This is a genomic window from Lysobacter sp. Root604 (assembly GCF_001427505.1).
In the GTDB taxonomy this organism is placed as follows: Bacteria; Pseudomonadota; Gammaproteobacteria; order Xanthomonadales; family Xanthomonadaceae; genus Lysobacter.
In genome coordinates this window covers 887,630-908,195 of sequence record NZ_LMGS01000001.1, presented here as the reverse complement: position 1 = coordinate 908,195, position 20,566 = coordinate 887,630, and the positions used below count along the sequence as shown (strand labels likewise).

At 67.5% G+C, this 20,566-nt stretch carries 19 protein-coding genes and 1 tRNA gene; 9 read left to right on the top strand and 11 right to left on the bottom strand.

From position 1 onward, the window contains the following. Nucleotides 1-10 precede the first annotated feature (10 nt). Both ASD69_RS04315 and ASD69_RS04310 read right to left on the bottom strand, forming a co-directional pair. Complete coding sequence (locus ASD69_RS04315) at nucleotides 11-1,537, bottom strand: aldehyde dehydrogenase family protein (RefSeq protein ID WP_056174364.1); 1,527 nt, start codon at nucleotides 1,535-1,537, stop codon at nucleotides 11-13. Nucleotides 1,538-1,642: 105 nt separating this feature from the next. Continuing rightward, entirely contained in the window at nucleotides 1,643-2,086 is a 444-nt protein-coding gene (locus ASD69_RS04310; RefSeq protein WP_056174362.1) for a MarR family transcriptional regulator, read from the bottom strand. Between the two features lie 193 nt (nucleotides 2,087-2,279). On the opposite strand from ASD69_RS04310, the gene ASD69_RS04305 reads away from it, so the two are divergent. Continuing rightward, complete coding sequence (locus ASD69_RS04305) at nucleotides 2,280-2,519, top strand: hypothetical protein (protein ID WP_056174361.1); 240 nt, start codon at nucleotides 2,280-2,282, stop codon at nucleotides 2,517-2,519. Between the two features lie 27 nt (nucleotides 2,520-2,546). Here ASD69_RS04305 and ASD69_RS04300 read toward each other — a convergent pair whose 3' ends face one another. Further along, the gene (locus tag ASD69_RS04300; RefSeq protein WP_056174359.1) at nucleotides 2,547-2,912 is read right to left on the bottom strand and encodes a hypothetical protein; all 366 of its coding nucleotides are present in this window, start codon (nucleotides 2,910-2,912) and stop codon (nucleotides 2,547-2,549) included. A 205-nt stretch (nucleotides 2,913-3,117) separates the two neighbouring features. Between ASD69_RS04300 and ASD69_RS04295 the strand changes: the two genes are divergently transcribed. Together ASD69_RS04295 and ASD69_RS04290 are read left to right on the top strand one after the other, a co-directional pair. Continuing rightward, nucleotides 3,118-4,227 (top strand): histidine kinase, encoded by a 1,110-nt coding sequence (locus ASD69_RS04295; RefSeq protein ID WP_056174357.1) that lies wholly within the window; start codon nucleotides 3,118-3,120, stop codon nucleotides 4,225-4,227. After that, complete coding sequence (locus ASD69_RS04290; RefSeq protein ID WP_056174355.1) at nucleotides 4,224-5,000, top strand: LytTR family DNA-binding domain-containing protein; 777 nt, start codon at nucleotides 4,224-4,226, stop codon at nucleotides 4,998-5,000. Before ASD69_RS04295 ends, ASD69_RS04290 begins: the two co-directional genes overlap by 4 nt. Nucleotides 5,001-5,010: 10 nt before the next feature. Here ASD69_RS04290 and ASD69_RS04285 read toward each other — a convergent pair whose 3' ends face one another. From ASD69_RS04285 to ASD69_RS04275, 3 genes are all read right to left on the bottom strand, one after another. After that, a complete protein-coding gene (locus ASD69_RS04285; RefSeq protein ID WP_056174353.1) occupies nucleotides 5,011-5,349 on the bottom strand; it encodes a hypothetical protein in 339 nt (112 codons plus the stop codon). 67 nt (nucleotides 5,350-5,416) lie between these two features. After that, complete coding sequence (locus tag ASD69_RS04280; RefSeq protein ID WP_056174351.1) at nucleotides 5,417-5,689, bottom strand: hypothetical protein; 273 nt, start codon at nucleotides 5,687-5,689, stop codon at nucleotides 5,417-5,419. Then, nucleotides 5,683-6,015: a hypothetical protein gene (locus ASD69_RS04275; RefSeq protein WP_056174348.1), complete on the bottom strand. Its 333-nt coding sequence runs from the start codon at nucleotides 6,013-6,015 to the stop codon at nucleotides 5,683-5,685. The genes ASD69_RS04280 and ASD69_RS04275 overlap by 7 nt, the downstream gene beginning before the upstream one ends. Nucleotides 6,016-6,606: 591 nt before the next feature. Here ASD69_RS04275 and ASD69_RS04270 point away from each other — a divergent pair. The 6 genes from ASD69_RS04270 to ASD69_RS04245 all read left to right on the top strand — a co-directional run bounded on the left by ASD69_RS04270 (nucleotide 6,607) and on the right by ASD69_RS04245 (nucleotide 12,411). Continuing rightward, nucleotides 6,607-7,050: a fasciclin domain-containing protein gene (locus ASD69_RS04270; RefSeq protein ID WP_056174346.1), complete on the top strand. Its 444-nt coding sequence runs from the start codon at nucleotides 6,607-6,609 to the stop codon at nucleotides 7,048-7,050. A 168-nt stretch (nucleotides 7,051-7,218) separates the two neighbouring features. Beyond that, complete coding sequence (locus ASD69_RS04265; protein WP_056174344.1) at nucleotides 7,219-7,452, top strand: hypothetical protein; 234 nt, start codon at nucleotides 7,219-7,221, stop codon at nucleotides 7,450-7,452. A gap of 72 nt (nucleotides 7,453-7,524) precedes the next feature. Then, nucleotides 7,525-10,083 (top strand): DNA ligase D, encoded by a 2,559-nt coding sequence (gene ligD / locus ASD69_RS04260; RefSeq protein WP_056174341.1) that lies wholly within the window; start codon nucleotides 7,525-7,527, stop codon nucleotides 10,081-10,083. Nucleotides 10,084-10,188: 105 nt separating this feature from the next. Next, on the top strand, nucleotides 10,189-11,070 hold the full coding sequence (locus ASD69_RS04255) for a Ku protein (protein ID WP_056174339.1): 882 nt from the start codon (nucleotides 10,189-10,191) through the stop codon (nucleotides 11,068-11,070). After that, nucleotides 11,067-11,915 (top strand): hypothetical protein, encoded by an 849-nt coding sequence (locus ASD69_RS04250; protein WP_157498986.1) that lies wholly within the window; start codon nucleotides 11,067-11,069, stop codon nucleotides 11,913-11,915. Before ASD69_RS04255 ends, ASD69_RS04250 begins: the two co-directional genes overlap by 4 nt. 16 nt (nucleotides 11,916-11,931) lie before the next feature. Then, on the top strand, nucleotides 11,932-12,411 hold the full coding sequence (locus ASD69_RS04245; RefSeq protein WP_235567138.1) for an MgtC/SapB family protein: 480 nt from the start codon (nucleotides 11,932-11,934) through the stop codon (nucleotides 12,409-12,411). A gap of 31 nt (nucleotides 12,412-12,442) precedes the next feature. Here ASD69_RS04245 and ASD69_RS04240 read toward each other — a convergent pair whose 3' ends face one another. From ASD69_RS04240 to ASD69_RS04220, 5 genes are all read right to left on the bottom strand, one after another. Beyond that, nucleotides 12,443-12,817 carry a hypothetical protein gene (locus ASD69_RS04240; protein ID WP_056174335.1) on the bottom strand — a complete coding sequence of 125 codons (375 nt, stop codon included), beginning with the start codon at nucleotides 12,815-12,817 and terminating at the stop codon, nucleotides 12,443-12,445. Nucleotides 12,818-12,962: 145 nt separating this feature from the next. Further along, on the bottom strand, nucleotides 12,963-13,688 hold the full coding sequence (locus tag ASD69_RS22185; RefSeq protein WP_056174333.1) for a LytTR family DNA-binding domain-containing protein: 726 nt from the start codon (nucleotides 13,686-13,688) through the stop codon (nucleotides 12,963-12,965). After that, on the bottom strand, nucleotides 13,685-14,788 hold the full coding sequence (locus tag ASD69_RS04230; RefSeq protein ID WP_056174331.1) for a histidine kinase: 1,104 nt from the start codon (nucleotides 14,786-14,788) through the stop codon (nucleotides 13,685-13,687). The genes ASD69_RS22185 and ASD69_RS04230 overlap by 4 nt, the downstream gene beginning before the upstream one ends. Before the next feature lie 185 nt (nucleotides 14,789-14,973). Beyond that, entirely contained in the window at nucleotides 14,974-19,932 is a 4,959-nt protein-coding gene (locus tag ASD69_RS04225) for an RHS repeat-associated core domain-containing protein (RefSeq protein WP_162250611.1), read from the bottom strand. A 436-nt stretch (nucleotides 19,933-20,368) separates the two neighbouring features. Continuing rightward, nucleotides 20,369-20,455 (bottom strand) — tRNA-Leu (locus ASD69_RS04220). Nucleotides 20,456-20,566 lie beyond the last annotated feature (111 nt).

Here is a 20,566-nt window from a genome sequence, read left to right as displayed (position 1 = left end):
GCCGGCGCCGTCAGTAGCCCAGCCGCACCGCCTTGATCTCGGTGTAGGCCGACAGGCCGACATGGCCGTTCTCGCGGCCGTAACCGGACTGCTTGACCCCGCCGAACGGCAGCGTGGCCTCGCCGCCGCCGCCGTTGACGATGACCTGCCCGCTCTGGAGTCGTCCGATCAGCTCGTGCACCGTACCCAGGTCGCGCGCCCACAGCTTGGCCGACAAGCCGTAGTGCGAATCGTTGGCCAGCGCCGCGACCTGCGCCGGCGTCGCGTCGTCGTCGAAAGCCATCACCGTCAGCACCGGCGCGAAGATCTCCTCGCGCGCGATCCGCATTTTCGGCGTGGCTTGGGTCAGCAGGGTCGGCTCGTAGAAATAGCCGGGCCCCGGCCGCGCGCGCCCGCCGCGCAAGGCCTGCGCGCCCTCGCCCAGGCTGTGATCGACGATGGCCTGCGCGCGTTCGCGCTGGCGCTGCGAGATCATCGGCCCCATGTCGCTGCCCTGCGCGTAACCGGCGCCGATGCGAATCCCGTCCATCGCCGCTTGCATGCGTTCCAGCAGGGCGTCCTGGATCGAACGCTGCACGAACAAACGCGAGCCGGCCGCGCAGTACTGCCCGCTCTTGAACGCGATCTCGCCGACGATCGCGCGCGCCGCCTTGTCCAGGTCGGCGTCGGCGAACACCAGCACCGGCGATTTTCCGCCCAGTTCCAGCACCATGCGTTTGAGATTGCTGCGCGCCGCCGCGGCCATGATCGACTGTCCGACCTGGGTCGAGCCGGTGAAGCTGATCAGGTCGACGTCGGCGTGCTCGGCCAGCGCCTGCCCGGCCGTGGGGCCGGTACCAGTCACGATGTTGACCACGCCGTCGGGAATGCCGACATGCCGGCACAGCTCGCCGATGCGCAGCGCCGACAGCGGCGCCAGTTCGGCCGGCTTGATCACCACCGTGCAACCGGCCGCCAGTGCGGCCGCCAGCTTCTGCAGCACCATCAGAAAGGGCGCGTTCCAGGGCGTGACGATGGCCACCACCCCGATCGGCTCACGCAGGAAGTAATCCATGCCGGCCTGCTCGCTGGCGCGCATCGGCACCTCGCCGGCGATCTTGGTCGCCCAGCCCGCGTAATCGCGCAGCGAGCGCAAACCCAGCGGCAGGTCGCCGCGCCGTATCGACGCCAGGCTGTGGCCGGCGTCCAGCGCTTCCAGCAGCGCGAACTCGTCCTGTTCGCGCTCGATCGCATCGGCCAGGGCGAACAAGGCCGCGGCGCGCCGCGACGGCGGCAGGCGCGGCCAGGGGCCGTCGCGGAACGCGCGCCGTGCTGCCGCCACCGCGCGATCGACGTCGTCGGCGTCGCCTGCGGCGATGCGCGCGATGCGCTCGCCGGTGGCGGGATCGTCGACCTCGAGCGTCGCGCCCGAGGCGCAGGCCTGCCAGCGGCCGTCGATCAATAGCGCCGGCGCTTGCGTGGCCAGCTGCGCGCGCAAACGCGCGAAGGCTTCGCCGTTGTCGGGCATGGCCGCGATGTCGCGGTTGTCGTCATTCATGGCTTCGTCGGTCCTGTGTCCGACCGCGCCCGGTCACGGACGCGGGCATAGAGTTGATAATGTCAACCTTGCCGAAGCGAGTTGATAAAGTCAACCGAGAGAAGCTCAGTCCGGCTCGGACGGCGGCGCCTGGGCGATGCGCTTGAGCAGCTTTTCCAACTGCGCGCGTTCGGCCGCGGCGAGGTCCGCCAGCAGGTCCCGCGCGACCGTGGCGCGCAGCGCTTCGGCGGTCTCGTGGGTAGCGGCGCCGCTTGCCGTCATGCGCAGACGCTGGCGCTTCTCGCCGGCCTGGTCCGGCATCCGGCGCACGTAATCGCGCTCCAACAGGGTCTTGATCACGCGCGCGATCTGGGCCTTGTCGCGCCCGCTCTCGCGCACGATGTCGCTCTGGGTGCAGCCCGGATGGCGGGCGATGAAACGCAGGGTGCGCGCTTCCATCGCGGCCAGGCCGACTTCGGCCTCGCGCAGCGAGCGCTGCATGCGCGCGGTGGCCTGATGCACGATCGCGTTGATCAGGTTGAGTATCTCGATGTCGCGGCTGGCCGGCATGAGGGTTCCGCAAAGGAAGGCCGGCGGATTGTTGGATCGGCGCCGCGCAAACGTCAAATGCGCGAGCGCGAACGCGGCACTGACGCGGTTTTCACAAACCCATACGAATTCCGCGCGTCGCGGCCACCAGAGCCAGTACGTTCATGTAGGCACAGGCAAGGTGCCGCGGTCGCCACGACTGCATGAGGCAAGCATGGATCTGGGCTATCTGGAAGTCGTTACGGAAAAGGGCGTGCTCATCGAGGTGCGCTACGGCGGCGTGCACGTCGGCTGGATCCGCCGCAGCGCCGACCAGGCGCGCTACGAGTACTACCACGGCGTCCTCAACGACTTCGCCTATGCCTACAGCAACAGTAGCCTGGACGAACTCAAACGCGTGCTCGGCGCTCGCATGGGGCGCTCGCCGCTGTCCAGCACGGGCCTGATGGTCTAGGCCCGTGCACGCGGCGCACGGCCCGGCTCACTCCCGGGCCATCGCACCGGCTTCGCGCTCGCGCGGAAACGGGCGCAGTTGCAGGCGCTGGCGGCGGCACACATCGATATCGCGATAGAGCTGGCTACGGCCGTCGCGGAAGGCAACCCGGAAATCGCGCCGGCAGGCCTCGCCGTCCAGCTCGATCGTGGCCGAGCCGCCGCCGCCGCGTAGCGACTCGCCCAGCGCCGCGTCGCGGAACGCGCTCTGGCCGACGTCGGCGATCGCCACGGCGACCACGCTGTCGTGGGCTCGGTTGACCAATTCCAGGTAACGGCCGCGGGCATGGGCGTTCGCGGCGGTCGTGGCGGCGACGCACAGGGTGAGGGCGACGGCGGAACGGATGGGGCGCATGGCGGGACTCCGGCGGGATGGAGGGGCGCCGCGGCGCGCATGCGCGTCGCCATCGGCGCGACCATCAGGGCAGCCCGCCGCCGCGCGCGAAAGCGATTCGGGACGAATCGTCGCAGCGCGGCGACCAATCGTAGCGAGCGCGTGCGGCGCTTCCAGCCGGCCAGCGCTGCGCCTAGGATGCGGACATCCCTCACGACCGCGCCCGATGAAGATCCGCTTCGGCAGCACCGAGATCGCCCTGTCGCGCTACCTCGTCCTGTGGTCGGCGGTGGTGGTGGTGTTCGCCCTGCAGGGCTACATGCACGACGCCCTGGGCGGCAGCACCTGGTCGTCCTTCGACTATCTGCGCTGGTCGGCGATCCAGTGGTACACCTGGGCCGCGTTGGCGCCGCTGGTGTTCCGCCTGGCCGAGCGTTACCCGATCCAGCCGCCGTTCCGCCTGGACTCGTTCGGCACCCAACTGCTCGCCAGCGCCGGCGTGAGCCTGCTGGCGCTGGTGATCGGCGCCTTGATCTCGAGCGTGACCGAGTCCAGCACCTTCGCCGATCAGTTCCGCCAGTTCGTCGGCAAGCACACCGCCACCTGCCTGCTCACCTACTGGACCCTGCTGGCGATCCAGCAGGCCCTGCACTTCCGCGCCGAGCAGGCGCGGCGCGAACTGGAGGCCAGCCGGCTCGCGACCGAGTTGGCGCAGTCGCGCCTGCAGGTGCTCAAGACCCAGCTGCAGCCGCACTTCCTGTTCAACACCCTGCACGCCATCGTGACCCTGCTGGACGAGGATCAGCGCTCGGCCGAGGACATGCTGCTGCGCCTGAGCGATCTGCTGCGCGCGTTCCTGGAGGACTACGACGGCCAGGAGATCACCCTGCGCCGCGAACTGGCCCTGCTCGATCTCTATCTCGGCATCCAGCGCATGCGCTTCAAGGACCGCCTGAGCACGCGCATCTACATCGCCCCCGACACCCTCGACTGCGCCGTGCCCAGCCTGGTCCTGCAACCCATCGTCGAGAACGCGATCCGCCATGGCATCGGCCGCCGCGTGGGCGACGACTGCATCGAGATCGAGACCCGGCGCGAGGACGCCCAGCTCTGCATCGATGTGCGCAACCGCAACAGCACGCTGGAGGAAGGCGCCGATCCGCTGGGGCACGGCATCGGCCTGTCCAACACCCGCCTGCGCCTGAAGGAACTCTACGGCGAGACCGCGGATATCCGTCTCGACATGATCTGGCCCAGCGGCGTCGCCTGCCGCATCCGCCTGCCCTACCGCGAGATCGAGGAAGCCGACGAGGCGCCGGAGCACGTGCCCGCATGAACCTGACCGCGCTGGTGATCGACGACGAGCCGATCGCGCGCCACGCGATCGTGCGTCTGCTGCGCGACGATGCCCAGATCGAGCTGCTGGGCGAATGCGGGGACGGCGCCTCGGCGGTGGTCGCGATCCGTTCGCAACGGCCCGATCTGGTGTTCCTGGACATCCAGATGCCGGCGATGACCGGCATGGAGGTGGTCGCCGCGATCGGCGCCGAACGCATGCCGGCGACGATCTTCGTCACCGCCTACGAGCAATACGCGGTGCGCGCCTTCGAAGCCAACGCGGTCGACTACCTGGTCAAACCCTTCAGCCGCGAGCGCTTCGCCGCCACCCTCCAGCGCGCGAAGGCGCGCCTGAACGCGGCCGCCGACGGTGGCGCCCTGCCCTCCGCGCAGATCCTGCAGGCGCTGGAAGCGCTGCGCCGCCGCGACGACTACCTGGAGCGCATCCCGGTGCGCGTGGACGAACGCCTGGTCTTCATCCCGGTCGAGGACATCGTCTGGATCAAGGCCAGCCGCAACCTCGTGGAGATCCACCTGGCCGATCGTGTGCACGAGTTGCGCGAGACCATGGCCGCGCTGGCCGCGCGCCTGGACCCGCGCCACTTCGCCCGCGTCCACCGCTCGGCGATCGTCAACGTGCGCCGCGTCCAGGCCATCCATCCCTGGTTCAACGGCCACCACGTGGTCACCATGGACACCGGCCAGCAGCTGCGCATGAGCCGCTACCAGCACGAAGCCTTCCTGCGCCTGGCGACGACGCGCCAGGAGTGAGCGAGCCGTCCTAGGCCCGCTCGCGCTTGTTGGGTCCGCGATCCGGCGAGCGCATCCCCGACTTGTCGCAGAAATGGATCTCATCGTGGGCGAACCGGACCATCTGCCCGCGCGGGAAACCCGCCACGCGCTCGGACAGTTCCTCGAAGCCTTCGACCGCGCCCAGATAGTCCTGTCCGGGCGCGGCGGTGCGCACCCGCACGATCAACTGATGATCGAGCTCGTCGCCCGCGTCGACGCGCAATATGACCTGATCGCCGACTTCGACCATCGGCGCGAGCTTGTCCTCGCGCGAGGACCCGTAGCCCGCGAAGGCGAATTGAAACTCGCCGTCGTTCTTCTGAAACATGGCTAGCCCCTCTTGGCCGAGATTGCGTAGGAATGGGTGTTGGATCGCCGCATCGCCACACTCCGGTTTACAGGGGTTCGCCCGCGCATTCCAGTCCAAGCAGCATCCGCCCAATCCGGATCTCGACCCTGGCGCGGATGTCGGCCAGCGCCAGGGCATAGGTTCCGGCGCCGGCGCCGACGATACCGATCGCGCTGCCCTCCACCCAGGCCTGGGGATCGAAGCGGCCGCCGCGGTGCCCGGCGATGCCGATCTCATAGGCCACCCCGCGATAGCGCTCGAACAGGCGGCCATTGCTGGTCCTGCCGCTCGCAGCGGTTTCGATGGCGCGCCCTACCATCCGTTCGTCGCCACGCTGACCAGGAACGCCACGCCGGCCACGGCCGTGATCCAGTAGGCCGCCAGCATCGCCGCGCGATTGCGTTCGCAATAGCGGATGCCGCTGGAATCCCGACTGGAAACGAAGGCGTGGTCCTTCAGATAGAGCATGGTCTCGCGCGCGCTGAACAGCGTACGGTCCTGCCACAACGGCGGCTGCGCCGCGTGCGCCCATTGCTTGGGATGTTTGCGCCTCAGGCGCAGCAGAAAGCGCAGCGACACCGCGCTTTCCAGCAGCATGGCCGACACGAAGAAAACCAGGGCGCATAGGGTCGGGCCGCTGCTCATGGGCTGGGCGCGATTTCCTTGCGCGACCAACGCCCACCCGGCCGCGGGCCCGGCACCGCATGCAGGATCTGAACCAGCTGCGCACCCAACCATCGTGGGGGCCAGCCCTCGTTCTCCGCCGATTCGATGGCGGGACGGGAATACGGGTCGGACTCGCCCGCAGCCGCAGCTGAGTGACGGACGACGCGGTGACGCTTGACCGGATTCATGAGATCGTCTCGCTGGAGCGGACAAGATCCCGTAGCACATGCTGTGCCGCAGCCCTTGAAGGCAGCTTCAAACTAGCACCAACCGGCCTGCGGCGTTGAAGTTTCGGACCGGCGGTCGGCGATGCGAGAGCGCCGGATGAGGCCCGCATCGCGCGCGAAACGACGCCTGACGGCACCCCGCCTGCGATCACGAATCAGTAACGCCGACGCGCGCATGCTCCGGCGGCACTACGACGCAAGGTCGTAACGGCCACTCAGCCGCGCAGCACGCTTCCCTCCCCATCCGCACTGAGCCTTTCGACCTCCTGCCGACGCGGGAGTCGCGGCCACGGCCGTTCCCGATTCCGCCCTCGTGCGGATCGCACTCAAAGGCACTCATCGCATGAATCCCGACAACCGCGCGCCCAACAGCCAGAACCTGGTCGATACCGCCGCCGCCCACGGCTCGTTCAAGACCTTCGGTCAGGCGATCGATCGCGCCGGCATGAGCGACATCCTGCGCAGCGTAGGTCCGTACACCCTCTTCGCGCCCACCGACGCAGCCTTCGAGAAGCTGCCAGCCAGCGATCTGGAGCGCCTGTTCAAGCCCGAGAACAAGCAAGAGCTGACCTCGCTGCTGAACTACCACGTCGTCAGCGGACGCAGGCTGGTGGCCGATATCGGCCAGTGGGAAAACGCCAGAACCGTGAACGGCCAATCGGCGCCGATCGCCGTGCTCGACGACACGATCAGCATCGACGGCGCACGCATCACCGCGGCCGACATAGGCTCCAGCAACGGCGTCCTCCACGGCATCGACAAGGTCAACATTCCGACCCAGCAGTAGGACGCCGGCAACGGCGCGGCGGCGGGGCTCGCGTCCCGTCGCCGCGCTGCGCGTCGAGATCGACGGGGATATCGGCCGTTCAGGGTTTCGACTGGATCGACCTTGCTGACGCGCTGTGCACGCGCCGGTGCGCACCATCCGATCGCGATACGTCTCGGGAGCAGACTTATGCAAGTCACGTTCCGCAAAGGATCGAGCGCGGATGCCATCGACGTGTACTGCGACGGCAAGAGGGTCGGCTGCATCCGCCGCAGCCAGGACAGCCGGCGCTACGAGTACTACCACGGGCGCCACAACCTTACGGCCTACGCCTACGAAAACGTGAGCCTGGATCCGCTCAAGGCGCTGCTGTCGAGCCGTATGGGCCGACGGCCCCTGCTCTCCCTGATAAGCGAGAGCTAGAGGCCCGGATCGCGCCATGGCCACTCGTCCGCCGCCCAGCGTATCGCCCAGCGCCTGCGAGCGGACGCCGCAATGAGTCTGAGCGAGTACCAGCGCAAACGGCGCTTCGACAAGACCCGGGAGCCGGTTGCGAAGACGGGACCGCGGCACGGCGATCGACCGCAGTTCGTCGTGCAACTGCACCACGCCGGCCGTCGCCACTACGACTTCCGCCTGCAAGTGGGCGACGTGCTGAAAAGCTGGGCCGTGCCCAAAGGGCCGTCCTACGACCCCAAGATCAAGCGCATGGCCGTGGAGGTCGAGGACCATCCACTGCGCTATGCCGCGTTCGAAGGCGCCATTCCCGAAGGCGAGTACGGCGCCGGCCACGTCGCCCAATTCGACCACGGCGCATGGACCACCGACGACGACGTGGAGACGCAACTGGCCAAGGGCCACCTGCGCTTCGCCTTGCACGGCCGCAAGCTCAAGGGCGCCTGGCACTTGGTCCGATCCGGCAAGCCGGCGCGGCAACCGCAATGGCTGCTGTTCAAGGAAGCCGACGAATACGCCAGCGCCCTGGAGGCCGACGACCTGCTGGGCGACGTCACCCCCGCGCCCGCCGCGGACCGCAGGCGCGCCGGCACCGGCAAGGCGAGCAAACGCCGCCTGAGCGAAGTCGCCGCGCCGTCGCGCCGCCGTCGCATCGACTGGGGCGCGCGGGCGCTGGCGATCGCCGGCGCCACGAAAGCCCGCATCCGCGACCAAGCCTTCGAAGCCCAGCTCGCGCGTCTGCACGAGCGACCGCCCGCGGGCGACGGCTGGGTGCACGAGCTCAAATGGGACGGCTACCGCCTGCTGACGACGGTGGTCGACGGCAGGGTCCGGCTGTGGTCGCGTAGCGGCTTGGAATGGACGCAGCGCCTGCCGGACATCGTCTCGGCGCTGGCGTCCTTGCGGCTGAAGCAGGCCCAGCTCGACGGCGAGCTGATCGCCGGCGCCGGCACCAAGGCGGATTTCAATCTCCTGCAAGGCATTTTGTCCGGCGAGAGGACCGGTGCGCTCACCCTGATGCTGTTCGACCTGCCGCATCTGGAAGGCGTCGACCTGCGCAAGGCCACCCTGCTCGACCGCAAGCGCCTGCTTGCGCGCTTGCTCGAGCCGCCGCCCGCACGGCTGGGCCTGAGTTCGCACATCGCAGGCGACGGCGAAACCGCCTATGAGTTGGCCGCCGACCGACACTACGAAGGCATCATCTCCAAGCGTGCCGACGGCCACTATCACGCCGGCCGCAGCGACGACTGGCGCAAGACCAAACGCTTGAGCAGCGACGAGTTCGCGGTGGTCGGCTACACCGCGCCCAAGGGCCGGCGTCAGGGCTTCGGCGCGCTGCTGTTGGCGCGCCCGGACGCGCGCCACGGCTGGGTATATGCGGGTCGCGTCGGCACCGGATTCTCTGAAGGCTTGATCCGACAACTCGCGCCGCTGCTCGCACGCGACGCGCAGGACAGCCCCAGCGTGCACGTGCCGCCGCACAGCACCGATCTGCGCGGCGCGCGCTGGTTCGAGCCGCGCGCGGTGGTCGAGGTCTACTACCGCGGTTACGGCGGCTACGGCCTGCTGCGCCAGCCTTCGCTCAAGGGCCTGCGTTCGGATAAGGCGCCGGCGGACCTCGTCGACTCCGATCGTCCGCGCGCGAGGCCGGCGGCGCCGACTTCGCCACGCAAGCGCGCCGCCGCCCAGGACAAAACCGCGCTACCGGAGACACAGATGCAGCTCACCAGTCCCAATCGCGTCGTCTATCCCGATCGCGGCACCACCAAACAGGACGTGGCCGACTACTACCAGGCCGTGATGGATTGGCTGTTGCCGGAACTGATCGATCGTCCGGTCTCGGTGATCCGCTGCACCCAGGGCACGGCGCGGCCGTGCTTTTTCCAGAAGCACCGCATCGCCGGCCTGGAACGCGTCGACGCGGTGGCGCTGAAAGAGGAGTCCGGCGCGCGCGCCGACTATCTGGTGATCCGCGACGCGCCCGGCCTGATGGAGCTGGTGCAGTTCAATGCGCTGGAGTTCCATCCCTGGGGCGCGCTCGCCGACGCGCCGGACCGCGCCGACCGCATGGTCTTCGATCTGGACCCGGGACCGGGCGTAACCTGGTCCGATACCGTCGCCGCGGCGCGCAAGATCCGCACGCTGCTGGAGGCATTGGAACTGCGCAGCTACGTGCGCACCTCCGGCGGCAAGGGTCTGCACGTGGTGGTGCCCTTGGCCCCGGCCTGCGACTGGTCGCAGGTGAAACCCTTCGCCCACGGTTTCGCCGAATCCATGGCGGCGGCGGAACCGCTCAAGTACGTGGCGTCGGCGGCCAAGAAATTCCGCCGCAACAAGATCTTCATCGACTATCTGCGCAACGGCCGCGGTGCCACCAGCGTGGCCTCGTTCTCGCTACGCGCGCGCGCAGGCGCGCCGGTGGCGATGCCGCTGCGCTGGGAGGAACTGGGGCGCGTCAAGGCCGGCGATGCCTTCGACATCGATTCCGCGCTGCGACGCCTCAAGCGCCTCAAGGCCCATCCCTGGGACGGCATCGAGCGCGTGTCGCAGGACCTGAATAGGGTCGATGCCCTGCTCGCGCGGCACAGGCGGGCCTGAGCCGAGGCGCGTTCGGCGCGCCTTCAGCCCGATGAAACGGCGTTAACGCGGGCGCTCGTATCGTCCGGCCTAACGCCTTCGTCTCGTCTACGCAAGGAAAACGCCATGGCACGCCCCATCTGGACCGGCACCCTCTCGTTCGGTTTGCTCAATGTCCCGGTATCGCTGATGTCCGGCGAGCGCCGCACCGACCTGAGCTTCCGCATGCTCGACTCGCGCGACAAGAAACCGATCCGCTTCGAGCGCGTGAACGCGGACACCGGCGAGGAAGTGCCCTGGAAGGACATCGTCAAGGCCTTCGAATACGACAAGGGCAGTTATGTCGTGATCGAGAAGGAGGACATCGCCGCGGCCGCGCCCGAGACCCACGAATCCATCGACGTGGAAGCGTTCGTGGGCCGCGCGGAAATCGGCACGCGCTACTTCGAGAAGCCCTACGTGCTGGTGCCCGGCAAGAAGGCCGAAAAAGGCTACGTGCTGCTGCGCGAAACCCTGAAGGAGACCGACAAGGTCGGAGTGGCGCGGGTGGTGATCCGCACGCGCGAGTATCTGTGCGCGCTGATTCCGGAGGGCGACGCGTTGATCCTGATGTTGTTGCGCTATCCGCAGGAGCTGGTCGACCCAGAGGAATACAAGCTGCCGCACGCCGCCACCGGTCGCTACCGCATCGCGCCCAAGGAGCTGACCATGGCCAAGCAGCTAATCGAATCCATGACCTCGCAATGGAAGCCGGACGGCTACCACGACGAGTTCCGCAAGCGCCTGTCGGCGATCATCCAAAAGCGCATCAAATCGAAGGGCAAGACCACCAAGATCGTCGACGAGCCGGCCGAGCACGAGCACGCGGCGACCAACGTGGTCGACTTCATGGCCTTGCTGGAGCAAAGCCTGAAATCCAAGAAGCGCACGCCCGCGGCGAAGAAGGCCGCCCCCGCCAAGAAGGCGGCGAAGGCGAGCAAGCGTCGGGCCAGCAAGCGAGCCTCTTGAACGAGGTGCATATCGCCGACGGCGAACGGTTCACGTCGGTGACGACGGGGTCAATGCGCGCGGCTGCACATGACGCAAGCTTGACTCGCGCAGGCGTATTGGACAGTCACACACGCCGAGTCCACCTTCCGATGTCCATCGACGCCGCCCTGCGGCTGGCCAGCCGCGAATACTATCCACCGGTCCCCGAGCTGCTCCTGCTCGCGGGCCTGGAGGCTCGCCAGGCCCGCCCCGCACGCGGCCCGCCGCAGGCGCGGGCCCTGGACGCGCTCGCGTCCCTGCAGGTCGACATCGTTGCCGAGGTCGGCGCCTGCTTCCGTCAGGCGGTAAGGCAACGCAATGCGCCGCCTTACCGTCGCCAGGCCCTGCTGTCCACGGCGATCCAGCTCGATCGCCGCGGCGCGACCGCCTTGGTGGAGCGTTGCTTGCATGCCTTCCTCGCCCTGCATCACTACGGGCCGATCGCGCAGGTGCCCCTGCACACCTGGGCCGATTACCTCACCTGCGCGGCTGCCGCCCGCACCGTGTTGCTGATCGGTGCGGCGCAGTACCGCGCCGATGCCGCCACGTCGCCAACCACGGCCGTGGCGCATCGCCGGCTGCACACCGTGACCGGCTGCTTCTGGGACATGGGCGAGGACGAACCGGTCGCCGGCATCGCCGGCTGGGTCAGCCCGCATGCCGACGATCCGCACCTGCTGATGTCGGCGCTGGTCGTCGGCGAACCACCGGCCTTGAACGAGTTGCGCATCGACGCGGTGCGCGCGTACGGCGCGCTGGCGGCCGCCTCGCTGGCGCAGCCGCATCGCATCAGCCGCCCCTACCGGATCGAAGCGGCCACATGAAACGCGAGGAGCGCGAATGAGCATGGATTGGATGGACCAGCTGTGGGTGATCGTCGACACCGGTTACGCCATGGCGCTGGGCGGCTTGATCGGCCTGGAGCGCGAGTTGAAGGATCGCCCCGCCGGCTTTCGCACCCACATGCTGGTCGCGAGCGCATCCGCCTTGCTGATCGGTATCGGTCAGCTCAGCCTGGCCGACGCCAACCTGGCGCCGCCGGGCCGGATCAGCACCGACCCTCTGCGTCTGGTCGAAGCGGTCGTCGCGGGTGTGGCCTTCATCGGCGCCGGCACGATCTTCTCGCACCGCCGCGGCCAGGCGGTCGCCGGCATCACCACCGCCGCTTCGCTGCTGATGGTGGCCGTGATCGGCGTCGCCTGCGGTTTCGGCTACCACGCCCTTGCCTTCGCCGCGACCCTATTGACCTTGCTGGTACTGACCGTGCTCAACGTCCTGGAACGCCGCGCCAAGACGCACGACGAGCGGCACGACCGCTAGATCCGGCGTGCCGCGCATTCTTGCGGCCGCCTCAGCATTTGCCCGCGGCCTTCAGCAGCGCGTTGCAAGTGCCGGAGCGCTGAGACTTAGGAGCCGACTGCCCCGCGCCCTTGCCGGTTTCGGTACATACCGCTTCGGACACCGATTTCCCCAGCACCGACACCGAACCCCCGACGAAGCAGTTGTATGTGCGCCCGCCGCTCGCCTTGACCTGGTAGCGCGTGGTGGTGCCCTCGTCCATGCGATTGGAAATGATGAACTCGCCCGGCTCCATGCCCAAGGCGAAGCCCGTGCGCTGGACCAGCGCGTCGTCGCTGACCGCGAAGGACGCGCAGGCCGACAGCAGCGCCGACGCCGCGATCGCCGCGATGCCGAACTGGGCCGACGGTTTGTTGCCTATGCTCATGTCTCGCTCCGTAGCGAATGGAAGAGACTCGATCAGAACGCATACGGCCTTCGCTGCGCGCGCGTCGGGGACGAACGCCATTACCGCGTCGACGAACCGCACTCTCGCCGCGACAGGGAGCGGCGCTGCGCCACCCTCGGCATCGTCAACCGATCAGATCGTGCACCTGATCGCGGTAGTGGCGGCCCGAATGCAGATGCTGGCCACCCCACAAGCTGATACGGAAGCGCCCGGAACCGATCGGGCGGATCTCGCGGACCGCGGCGATGCGCACCACCGCCGAGCGATGCACGCGCACGAAGCGCTGCGCTTCCAGACCGCCGTGGAACTCGGTCAGGGTGCCGCGAACCGTGTATACGGCGCCGGCGGCATGCACATCCAGGTAATTGCCCTGGGCCAGCACCAGATCGATCTGATCAACCGGCACCAGGTGGGTGCGCTGACCGACCTGCAGCGACAAGCGTTTTCCCTCGCCCGGGACCTGCGCCGATGCGGCCAGCGCCGGCATGCTTTCGCGCACGCGCTTGAGGGTGTCGCGTAACCGCTCGGCCGAAACCGGCTTCATCAGGTAGTCGGTGGCGCGCGCATCGAAAGCACGCACGCCGTGTTGCGGATACGCGGTGACGAATACCACCTGCGGCCGCGGCCCCTGCCAGCGCGCCAGCGCGCCGAACCCGCCCACCCCGGGCATCTCGATATCCAGGAACAGCACGTCCAGCCTGGCGCTGTCGGCGATCGCGATCAGCTCCTCGGCGTCGACGCATTCGGCCACCACTTCCAGCGAACCGTTGCCCACTTTCCCCAGCAGACGGCGCAGGCGCGCGCGCGCCAGCGGCTCGTCGTCGACGATGGCCACGCGTAGAGCGGTCACGAGAACGCCTCGCGCAGGCTCGGCTTCGCGACCCGATCCATCCGCACAGCCGGGATGTTCAGACGCATCAGATAACGCCCGGAATCGGTAACGGCCTGGCTCAGACCCGCCTCCGCCCCGTACAGCAACTGCAGGCGGCTGCGGGTACTCTGCAAGCCGATACCCGTGCCCGGAACCACGTCCGTCTGCGGCGCGGCGCTGTTCTCGACCTCCAGCAGCAGTTGTCGGCCGACGATTCTCGCGCTCAAGCGCAGGGTGCCGGCCGTGCGCCGACGCGCGATGCCGTGAATGATGGCGTTCTCCACCAGCGGTTGCAGAATCAGCGCCGGCACCGGCACCTCCAGGCAATCGGCGGCGACCTGCCACTCGACGCGCAAGCGATCGCCGAGCCGTATCGCCTCTATCATCAGGTAGTGGCGCACCAATGCGAGCTCCTCGCGCAAGGGCCGCTGCTGCCCTCGATCCAAGGCCAGGCTGTCGCGCAACAGCGACGACAGCGATACCAACATGCGATCGGCCTGCTCGGCATCGCGATGGACCATCTCCGCCACCGAGTTCAAGGCGTTGAACAGGAAGTGCGGATTGAGCTGGGCCCGCAACACATCCAACCGCGTCGTCGCCAGGCTGGTTTCCAGCTCCGCCACCTTTTTCTCGCGTTCGCGTATGCGTTCGTAGAAGACCAGGGCGTGCACCATGCCGACCACGATCCAGGACATCAAGAAGTTGCTGTCCACGCTGGCCAACAACACGCCACCGAAATCGGGCAGCGGTTTGTCGCCGTACCAGTCGAAGATCGAATCGGTGGAGTAGACGTAGACGGCGCGCAGAAACACGATCACCGCCACGGCCGCCGCCATCACCAGCCCCGAGCGCAGGACCCGACCGCGCTCGATGGGGTAGCGCCGAATCAGCCAGTACAGGCCCAGCGTCAGGGGCACCCAGGTCATCCAGCCCGCGTAGGTGCTGACCAGGGACTCGGCCCAACTGACGGGCGTGCCCAGCGCCTGGTTCATCCGCACGGTCTGGCCGCTCAGGACCAGCGAGCAAGCGGCCCACCAGAAAAAGACGATCCAGAAGACCGATAGATTGCGCTTAGACATATGGACGGATACCGATAGGGGGTCGCCGATACTTCAATACGAAGAACCACACCGCACACGGGGAAACAACCGGCATCCGTGCCCCTGGGTCGCGATATCCGCCTATGCGGACACGAACCAGCCAGCACTGCGGCTGGCTGGTTCGAGACACCACTATAAAGACCGGGGGCTCCGGTATCGAACCCTCATTCCTGCATGGCTTTCCAGACGCTCTCCGCTATTCCCGTCAGCTTCTTCTCCAGCTTCAGCAGATCCACCCCGTTCCTCTCCATCCAGGGCTTGGCGTAATGGGCATCGATCTCCGCATCCGTCGGCACTTCGATATTGCCGACGGTCGCCATTCCCGCTGCCCCGCTTATGGCTACGTCTCGTGCGGCTTTGTAGGCCTTCGTCACCGACTTGACGCAGCCCCGGACGGCGCAGTCCGCGCCAGCCTGGGCAGGCAATGTCGTGAACAGGAAGTCCGCCGACACCCTCCTCCTCATGTACCACTCGGCCTGCTTGTCGGACATCTGACCCATGGGCGGATTCCGAACGGTCCCACGCGCAGGCACCGGCTTCGGAGCGAAAACATGAATGGTCTCGAGAATGGGAACCTCATCCGCAGCCGGCGGCGGCGGCGGAGTCGGCACCACGGGCGCGTTCCTGGCCTGACGCCCGTCCGGATCCACGAACCGGTAGGGATTGCCGTCGGCATACCGGTAACGATTGAAGCCCTCGCCCGAGGTCGCGTTCGCGGCGATCGGATCCACGCTCAGGAAGCTACCCAACTGCGCGTCGTAGTAGCGCTGCTGCATGTAGGTGAGGCCGGTGGCGCCATCCATGTGATGGCCGGTGTAGCCCAAGCCGTTGGGACTGGGCTGACCGACGATCGCGCCGTAAGGTTCGTACTCCTGACGCTCGATCACCGCTCCGGCCTGGTTGGTCGTCGCCACCGGACTGCCCAGTGCGTCGGTATGCCGGTACTTGGCCTGACTCGCGCTGTCCAGCGTGGCCACCAGTTGGTCGCCGAGATAGATATACGAGTTATCCAGCTTGCCGGTCTCGTGCTGGAACAGCAGCTTCCCCTTCAGGCCGTACTGCGACATCAGCAGATCGGCGCCGTCCGGAGCCGCGGGACGCCAGCTCGTCACCCGGCGCCCCAGGCCGTCGTAACGGTAGTACTCCTTTCCGGTCACGGCGCGCAGGCGGTTGCCGCTGTCGAACTCGTAGCCCTGCCCATTCTTGTTCTGAAGGTTGCCGTGGAGGTCGTAGCCCAGACCGATCACCGAGGCGCCCGCGCTGTTGCGGACATTGGTCAGGCGATTGCGACCGTCGTACAGATACTCGGCATGGTCCTTGACGCCCGCCAGCTTCCACGACTTCATGTTGTCCAGCGCGTCGTAACCGAAGCGATGCCAGCAGTCGCCACCGAAGGAACACGAGCCGGCGTCGGTCAGACGGTCCAGACCGTCGTAACTCATCCAACGTCCGTAATGGTCGCCTCGCAGGCCATCGACCATCTGGGTGACATTGCCGTTCTGGTCGAAGTGGTAGCCCAGGTCCAGCACGCCTGCGCTGCTGGCGATGCGTTGCGGCAGCTGCCTCGCGTTCTGGGTCATCGTGTAGACGAGACCGTTGCCGTAGGTGAACTGCTTGAGGGCGCCGTTCGGGTGGTAGCTGGCGCCGCGGGCGAACGGGCCGGCCTTGGTCGCCTGACCCAGCGCGTTCGGGGCGTAGTCGATCGCCACTCCGCCCGGATAGGTCTGCCAATCCATATGGCCGCGGGCGTCGTAGTGATAGCCGATGCCCCAGGTGTACCAGCCGGGCTGGGTCAACGATTCGCCTTCCAATAGGCGCCGGTTGTTGTAGGTGTAGCCGGTCACGACCGGGGCCGCGTCGTTGGGCTCGTTGTAGGCCGTGATGCTGGCCGGCAGCCCGTCCTGGGTGTAGGTCCACACCTGGTTGCCGCGACCGTCGCCCAGGAAGCTCAAACGCGACAGCCGATTGCGCGCATCGTAACTACGCAGCGCCAGACGCCCCGCGTTCCATGCAGCGACGTGCTGGCAGTCGTAGGACGGGCCGAAGGCGGTCGCGTCCAGGCCCGATGCGGACCAGGCCAGATTGCCGCTGGCGTCGTAGCCCATCACCGTCGCGCCGGTTTCGGGCTCGACCGTCTTGCACAACCGCGCATTGCCGTCGTAGGCGTAGTAGCGGCTGGCCTGCAGCGTGTTGTCGGCGCTGCGCTGCTTGAGCTGCAGCGGCCAGCCGAATTGCGCGTGGCGCGAGATTTCCACGACCTTGCCTTCCGGCTGCAGGCTCTGCACCGGAAGGTCGTAGCGCGGCTGCTCCCAGGCCATGTAGCGGTTGCTGATTTGCGCGCCGCGGGGGTTGGTGACCCGCGTCTGCAAGCCGGACAAGTACTCCGTCACCGTGGTCAGCGGGCCGTGCTCGCTGTGCTGTTCCACCTTGGTGACGCGACTCAGGGCGTCGTAGTAGGTACGCGTGCCCTCGGTCACGTCGGCGAAACCAACTACGCCTCGGGTCGGATAGGACTCGAACGTCTTGCGCCCGTCGGCGTCGTAACGCTTGACCACCTGCTTGAGAGTGCCGGCGATGTCGTTGGCGTCCATGGACGCTTCCAGCAGCGGCTGCGCGAGTCCGTCGTAGTAGGTATTGATGTGCGCATTCGCGCCGATGCGCCTGGCCAGGCGCCAGTGGCCCGCCGCGATTCCGTGCTCCTCCGAATCGACGTACTGAAGCGCGAGCGTGACCGGCTGCCAACGCGAGGCGTCGCAGACGCCGAGCGCGGTCTCGGACGGATACGTGATGCTGGCCAGCCGCCCCATCGCGTCGTAGCCATAGCAGGTCTTCGCGCCGACCTCGTCGGTCAACGAGGCTATCCGTCCGTTGTCGTCGACGGAGACCGATTTAACGGCGCCCGACGGCGCCTCGGGCGTCGCGGGGTAACGGGTCAGGCGCGGAATGCCGCGGTAATAGTTCTCGAAAGAGGTGGTGTTGCCGCGCCCGTCCGAGCTGGCGGCCAGGCTGCCGTCGGCCGCGTAGGTCATGGAGCTTTGCAGCGCTCCGAACGAATAGACCTCGGCGGGCAAGGCACGGTCGTTGTAGCGGATATCCAATTCGAGCATGCCGGTGCCCAGGTCGGCCCGCCGACGCATCTGGCCCAGTACCCACAGCGCCGGATTGTCGTGGTAAGCGATCTCCTCGCGCTTGCTGTAACCCAGGCTGCTGTGCTTCTTGACCACCGTGGGCCGCGCGTAGCCGTCGAAGCAGTAAGCCGCGCCGGCACAGGCCTCCACTTCCCACGCGAACGTAGCCCCGTCCTGCGTGATCGAGGTGGCGCGCAGGGGATGCAGGCGCTCGGTCGCGAAGCGGTTGTTGGTGAGGTTCGGGTCCCAGCCCACGCGGTCCGGATACGCCTGCCCGTTGGCGTCGGCCATGTAGGTGTGGGCGACGCTGCGCAGGACCGTGCCGTTGCTGACGACATCCACGCGCAGCAATTGCCCCGCGCTGCGGTAGTAGTCGTTTCCGAAGGTCGAACGCGTGACTGTTCCATCCGGGCCCACGACCTGGGTGGACGAGGTCGCGTTGCAGCTAGCGCCGGCCCAAGTGCAGTCGTCGGAATAACCGGTCGGGTTCCAGCTCCAACTGGGCTGGTACTGATAGCTCCACGTCATCGGGGCCAGACCCGGGCCGCTGACCTGCTTGGATATCAACGAGGCGACCTTGTAGGCCATCAGGTTCGGACTGAGATCGACCTGCAGCGGACGGTTCGGATTGGGAACCGAGCACGACCCCGGGGTGCGGTCGGTGCCGTGCAGCAAGGTCTTGAAGGTGAAGACGCCCTTGGCGCCGGCGGGATGCCCGATCGTCACCGACTGGGTCGCGTCGGCCAGGATGACGGGGTCGCAATCGATCCACACGACCCGTTGATTCTCCGGATTGAGCATGCGCTCGAGGTCGCCGTACTGATACGTCCAGCGGCCTCCGTCGGGTTGCACCACCGCGGCCAGCGCGCGACCGCCGGCATCGGCGTACTGGTACTGCCAACTGCGATCGCCGGTCGTGGCCGACACGATCTTGCCGTTGGCGCCGTACTGGAACGACACCGACACGCCGTCGTTGGACGTAATCGAGGTCAAGCGCCGCGGCCGCGCCGGGTCGTACTGGTACGCGACCCAGTTGCCGAAGCGGTCCTCGACCTTGGTCGCGTGCAGGAAGTACTCGCGTCGGTTGACGACGACCTGCTTGCTCAGGGCGCAGCCTCCCAGCGAACCGCCCCCGCCCTCGAACGCGTGCGCGTAATGGGTATTGAAGCCGCTCTCCCAGGTCAGCGGCGGACGCCCGAACTGAGTGGTCACCGGCGCCGACGGGCGCTGCGCGAACAGACTTTCGTACAACGCGGTCGACACGCAGTTGCTGCTCTTGAGCGGCGCCGACTTGCGCGAGGAGATCCAATCGAAGGTGTACCGGGTTCCGTCGGGCAGGACGATCAGGAAGCCCTCGCCGGTGCCGTTCTTCAGCGTCGGGACGCAGGCCACGCGCCAATCGCCGCGCGTGGTCCAGTAGTAGGCGCGGCCATCGCTGGGACGCGAGCGCTCGGGCGGCAGATACAGCAAGGGATAGCGGCCGACATCCGGAATATTGACGTTGTTGCCGCTCCAGTACTCCTCCGGCAGGTAGTAGGTATTCCAGGACGTATAGGCGCTCTTGACCGCCGGCGGGCCGGCCGCTCCCCATCCGGAGATGCTGCATCGCTGCTGCCCGTTGGGCATGCTGGACACCCAGCCGGTGCGCTCGTCGAATATGCCGGAAATGTAGGGCACGTCGAGTTGCCAGTTGCCGAACAACTCGCCGTCGCTGGCCGGATCGGCGTACTGGCCGGCGTCCCGGGTGTTGATGCGCAGCGAACGCTTCACCGCTAGCGGCAGGCCGCTGTTGGTGCGCAGTTCGATATCGGTCGCGTCGAACGCGGTGGCGCCGTCCTTGAGATCGACGGATTCGCCGAACTGATCGGGGCCGGAGCGACTCAGGCTCTGAGCGCCCTTGATGGCATTGTCGTAATCCTCCACTTCGGTCCTCGCCGTCTGCGCGCTCAGGCCCGGCGCGAAGCACAAGCCCGCCAGCGCCATCAGGCAGAGCAAGGATGCGAGCGTGCGGTTCGGCGTTCGAACCGCGCCCGATCCGGCGATCAATCTCAACAACGACAGCCTAGTTGCAACAGCACGCATATGCGGCCTCCTGACCCCGCCCCGACGCTCGGGGCTGTGCGATGTGGGCTCGATCTCCAGCGGCGCCCGCCCGGGCGCGACGCCAGTCAGGCGCGCGACACGGGTTCGACCACGGGAGTCCCCACACTCAGTCAATGCCAAGGCCAACGCCGCGACAACGACGCAGGGGCGAAGCGCACGAATGGGTACGCGAACGTACGCGACCGTGCGGAATCGCCGCGGGCCACGGGCCACGGGCCACAGCGACTCTCGCTAAGGGCAAACGCGTGCGGAGCGCGCGGGCCGCCTCTTGCGGCGCAGCCAGGGGCGCGCCGAAGGCGGCTATGGGCGGATCGCCCGAATCAGGGAATGGTGCCCGGGGCCGGACTCGAACCGGCATGGCCTTGCGGCCGGCGGATTTTAAGTCCGATGCGTCTACCGATTTCGCCACCCGGGCCTGGGTTGCGACTGCGGCGATAGCTTACGACACGGCGCCGCTGGTCTGGAAAGTGGCTGCGGTGGCTGCGGGTCGGCATCAAGCGAGGATGCGCAACAGTGCCCCCTCGAT

What these genes read in the sequence shown, in the direction of transcription:
- ASD69_RS04285 (WP_056174353.1), bottom strand. Translation starts at nt 5,349, where the DNA reads ATGTTTCAGAAGAACGACGGCGAGTTTCAATTCGCCTTCGCGGGCTAC.
- ASD69_RS04295 (WP_056174357.1), top strand. Translation starts at nt 3,118, where the DNA reads ATGAAGATCCGCTTCGGCAGCACCGAGATCGCCCTGTCGCGCTACCTC.
- ASD69_RS04315 (WP_056174364.1), bottom strand. Translation starts at nt 1,537, where the DNA reads ATGAATGACGACAACCGCGACATCGCGGCCATGCCCGACAACGGCGAA.
- ASD69_RS04240 (WP_056174335.1), bottom strand. Translation starts at nt 12,817, where the DNA reads ATGAGCATAGGCAACAAACCGTCGGCCCAGTTCGGCATCGCGGCGATC.
- ASD69_RS04310 (WP_056174362.1), bottom strand. Translation starts at nt 2,086, where the DNA reads ATGCCGGCCAGCCGCGACATCGAGATACTCAACCTGATCAACGCGATC.
- ASD69_RS04275 (WP_056174348.1), bottom strand. Translation starts at nt 6,015, where the DNA reads ATGAGCAGCGGCCCGACCCTATGCGCCCTGGTTTTCTTCGTGTCGGCC.
- ASD69_RS04290 (WP_056174355.1), top strand. Translation starts at nt 4,224, where the DNA reads ATGAACCTGACCGCGCTGGTGATCGACGACGAGCCGATCGCGCGCCAC.
- ASD69_RS04255 (WP_056174339.1), top strand. Translation starts at nt 10,189, where the DNA reads ATGGCACGCCCCATCTGGACCGGCACCCTCTCGTTCGGTTTGCTCAAT.
- ASD69_RS04245 (WP_235567138.1), top strand. Translation starts at nt 11,932, where the DNA reads ATGAGCATGGATTGGATGGACCAGCTGTGGGTGATCGTCGACACCGGT.
- ASD69_RS04300 (WP_056174359.1), bottom strand. Translation starts at nt 2,912, where the DNA reads ATGCGCCCCATCCGTTCCGCCGTCGCCCTCACCCTGTGCGTCGCCGCC.
- ligD (WP_056174341.1), top strand. Translation starts at nt 7,525, where the DNA reads ATGAGTCTGAGCGAGTACCAGCGCAAACGGCGCTTCGACAAGACCCGG.
- ASD69_RS04280 (WP_056174351.1), bottom strand. Translation starts at nt 5,689, where the DNA reads ATGGTAGGGCGCGCCATCGAAACCGCTGCGAGCGGCAGGACCAGCAAT.
- ASD69_RS04265 (WP_056174344.1), top strand. Translation starts at nt 7,219, where the DNA reads ATGCAAGTCACGTTCCGCAAAGGATCGAGCGCGGATGCCATCGACGTG.
- ASD69_RS04230 (WP_056174331.1), bottom strand. Translation starts at nt 14,788, where the DNA reads ATGTCTAAGCGCAATCTATCGGTCTTCTGGATCGTCTTTTTCTGGTGG.
- ASD69_RS04270 (WP_056174346.1), top strand. Translation starts at nt 6,607, where the DNA reads ATGAATCCCGACAACCGCGCGCCCAACAGCCAGAACCTGGTCGATACC.
- ASD69_RS04305 (WP_056174361.1), top strand. Translation starts at nt 2,280, where the DNA reads ATGGATCTGGGCTATCTGGAAGTCGTTACGGAAAAGGGCGTGCTCATC.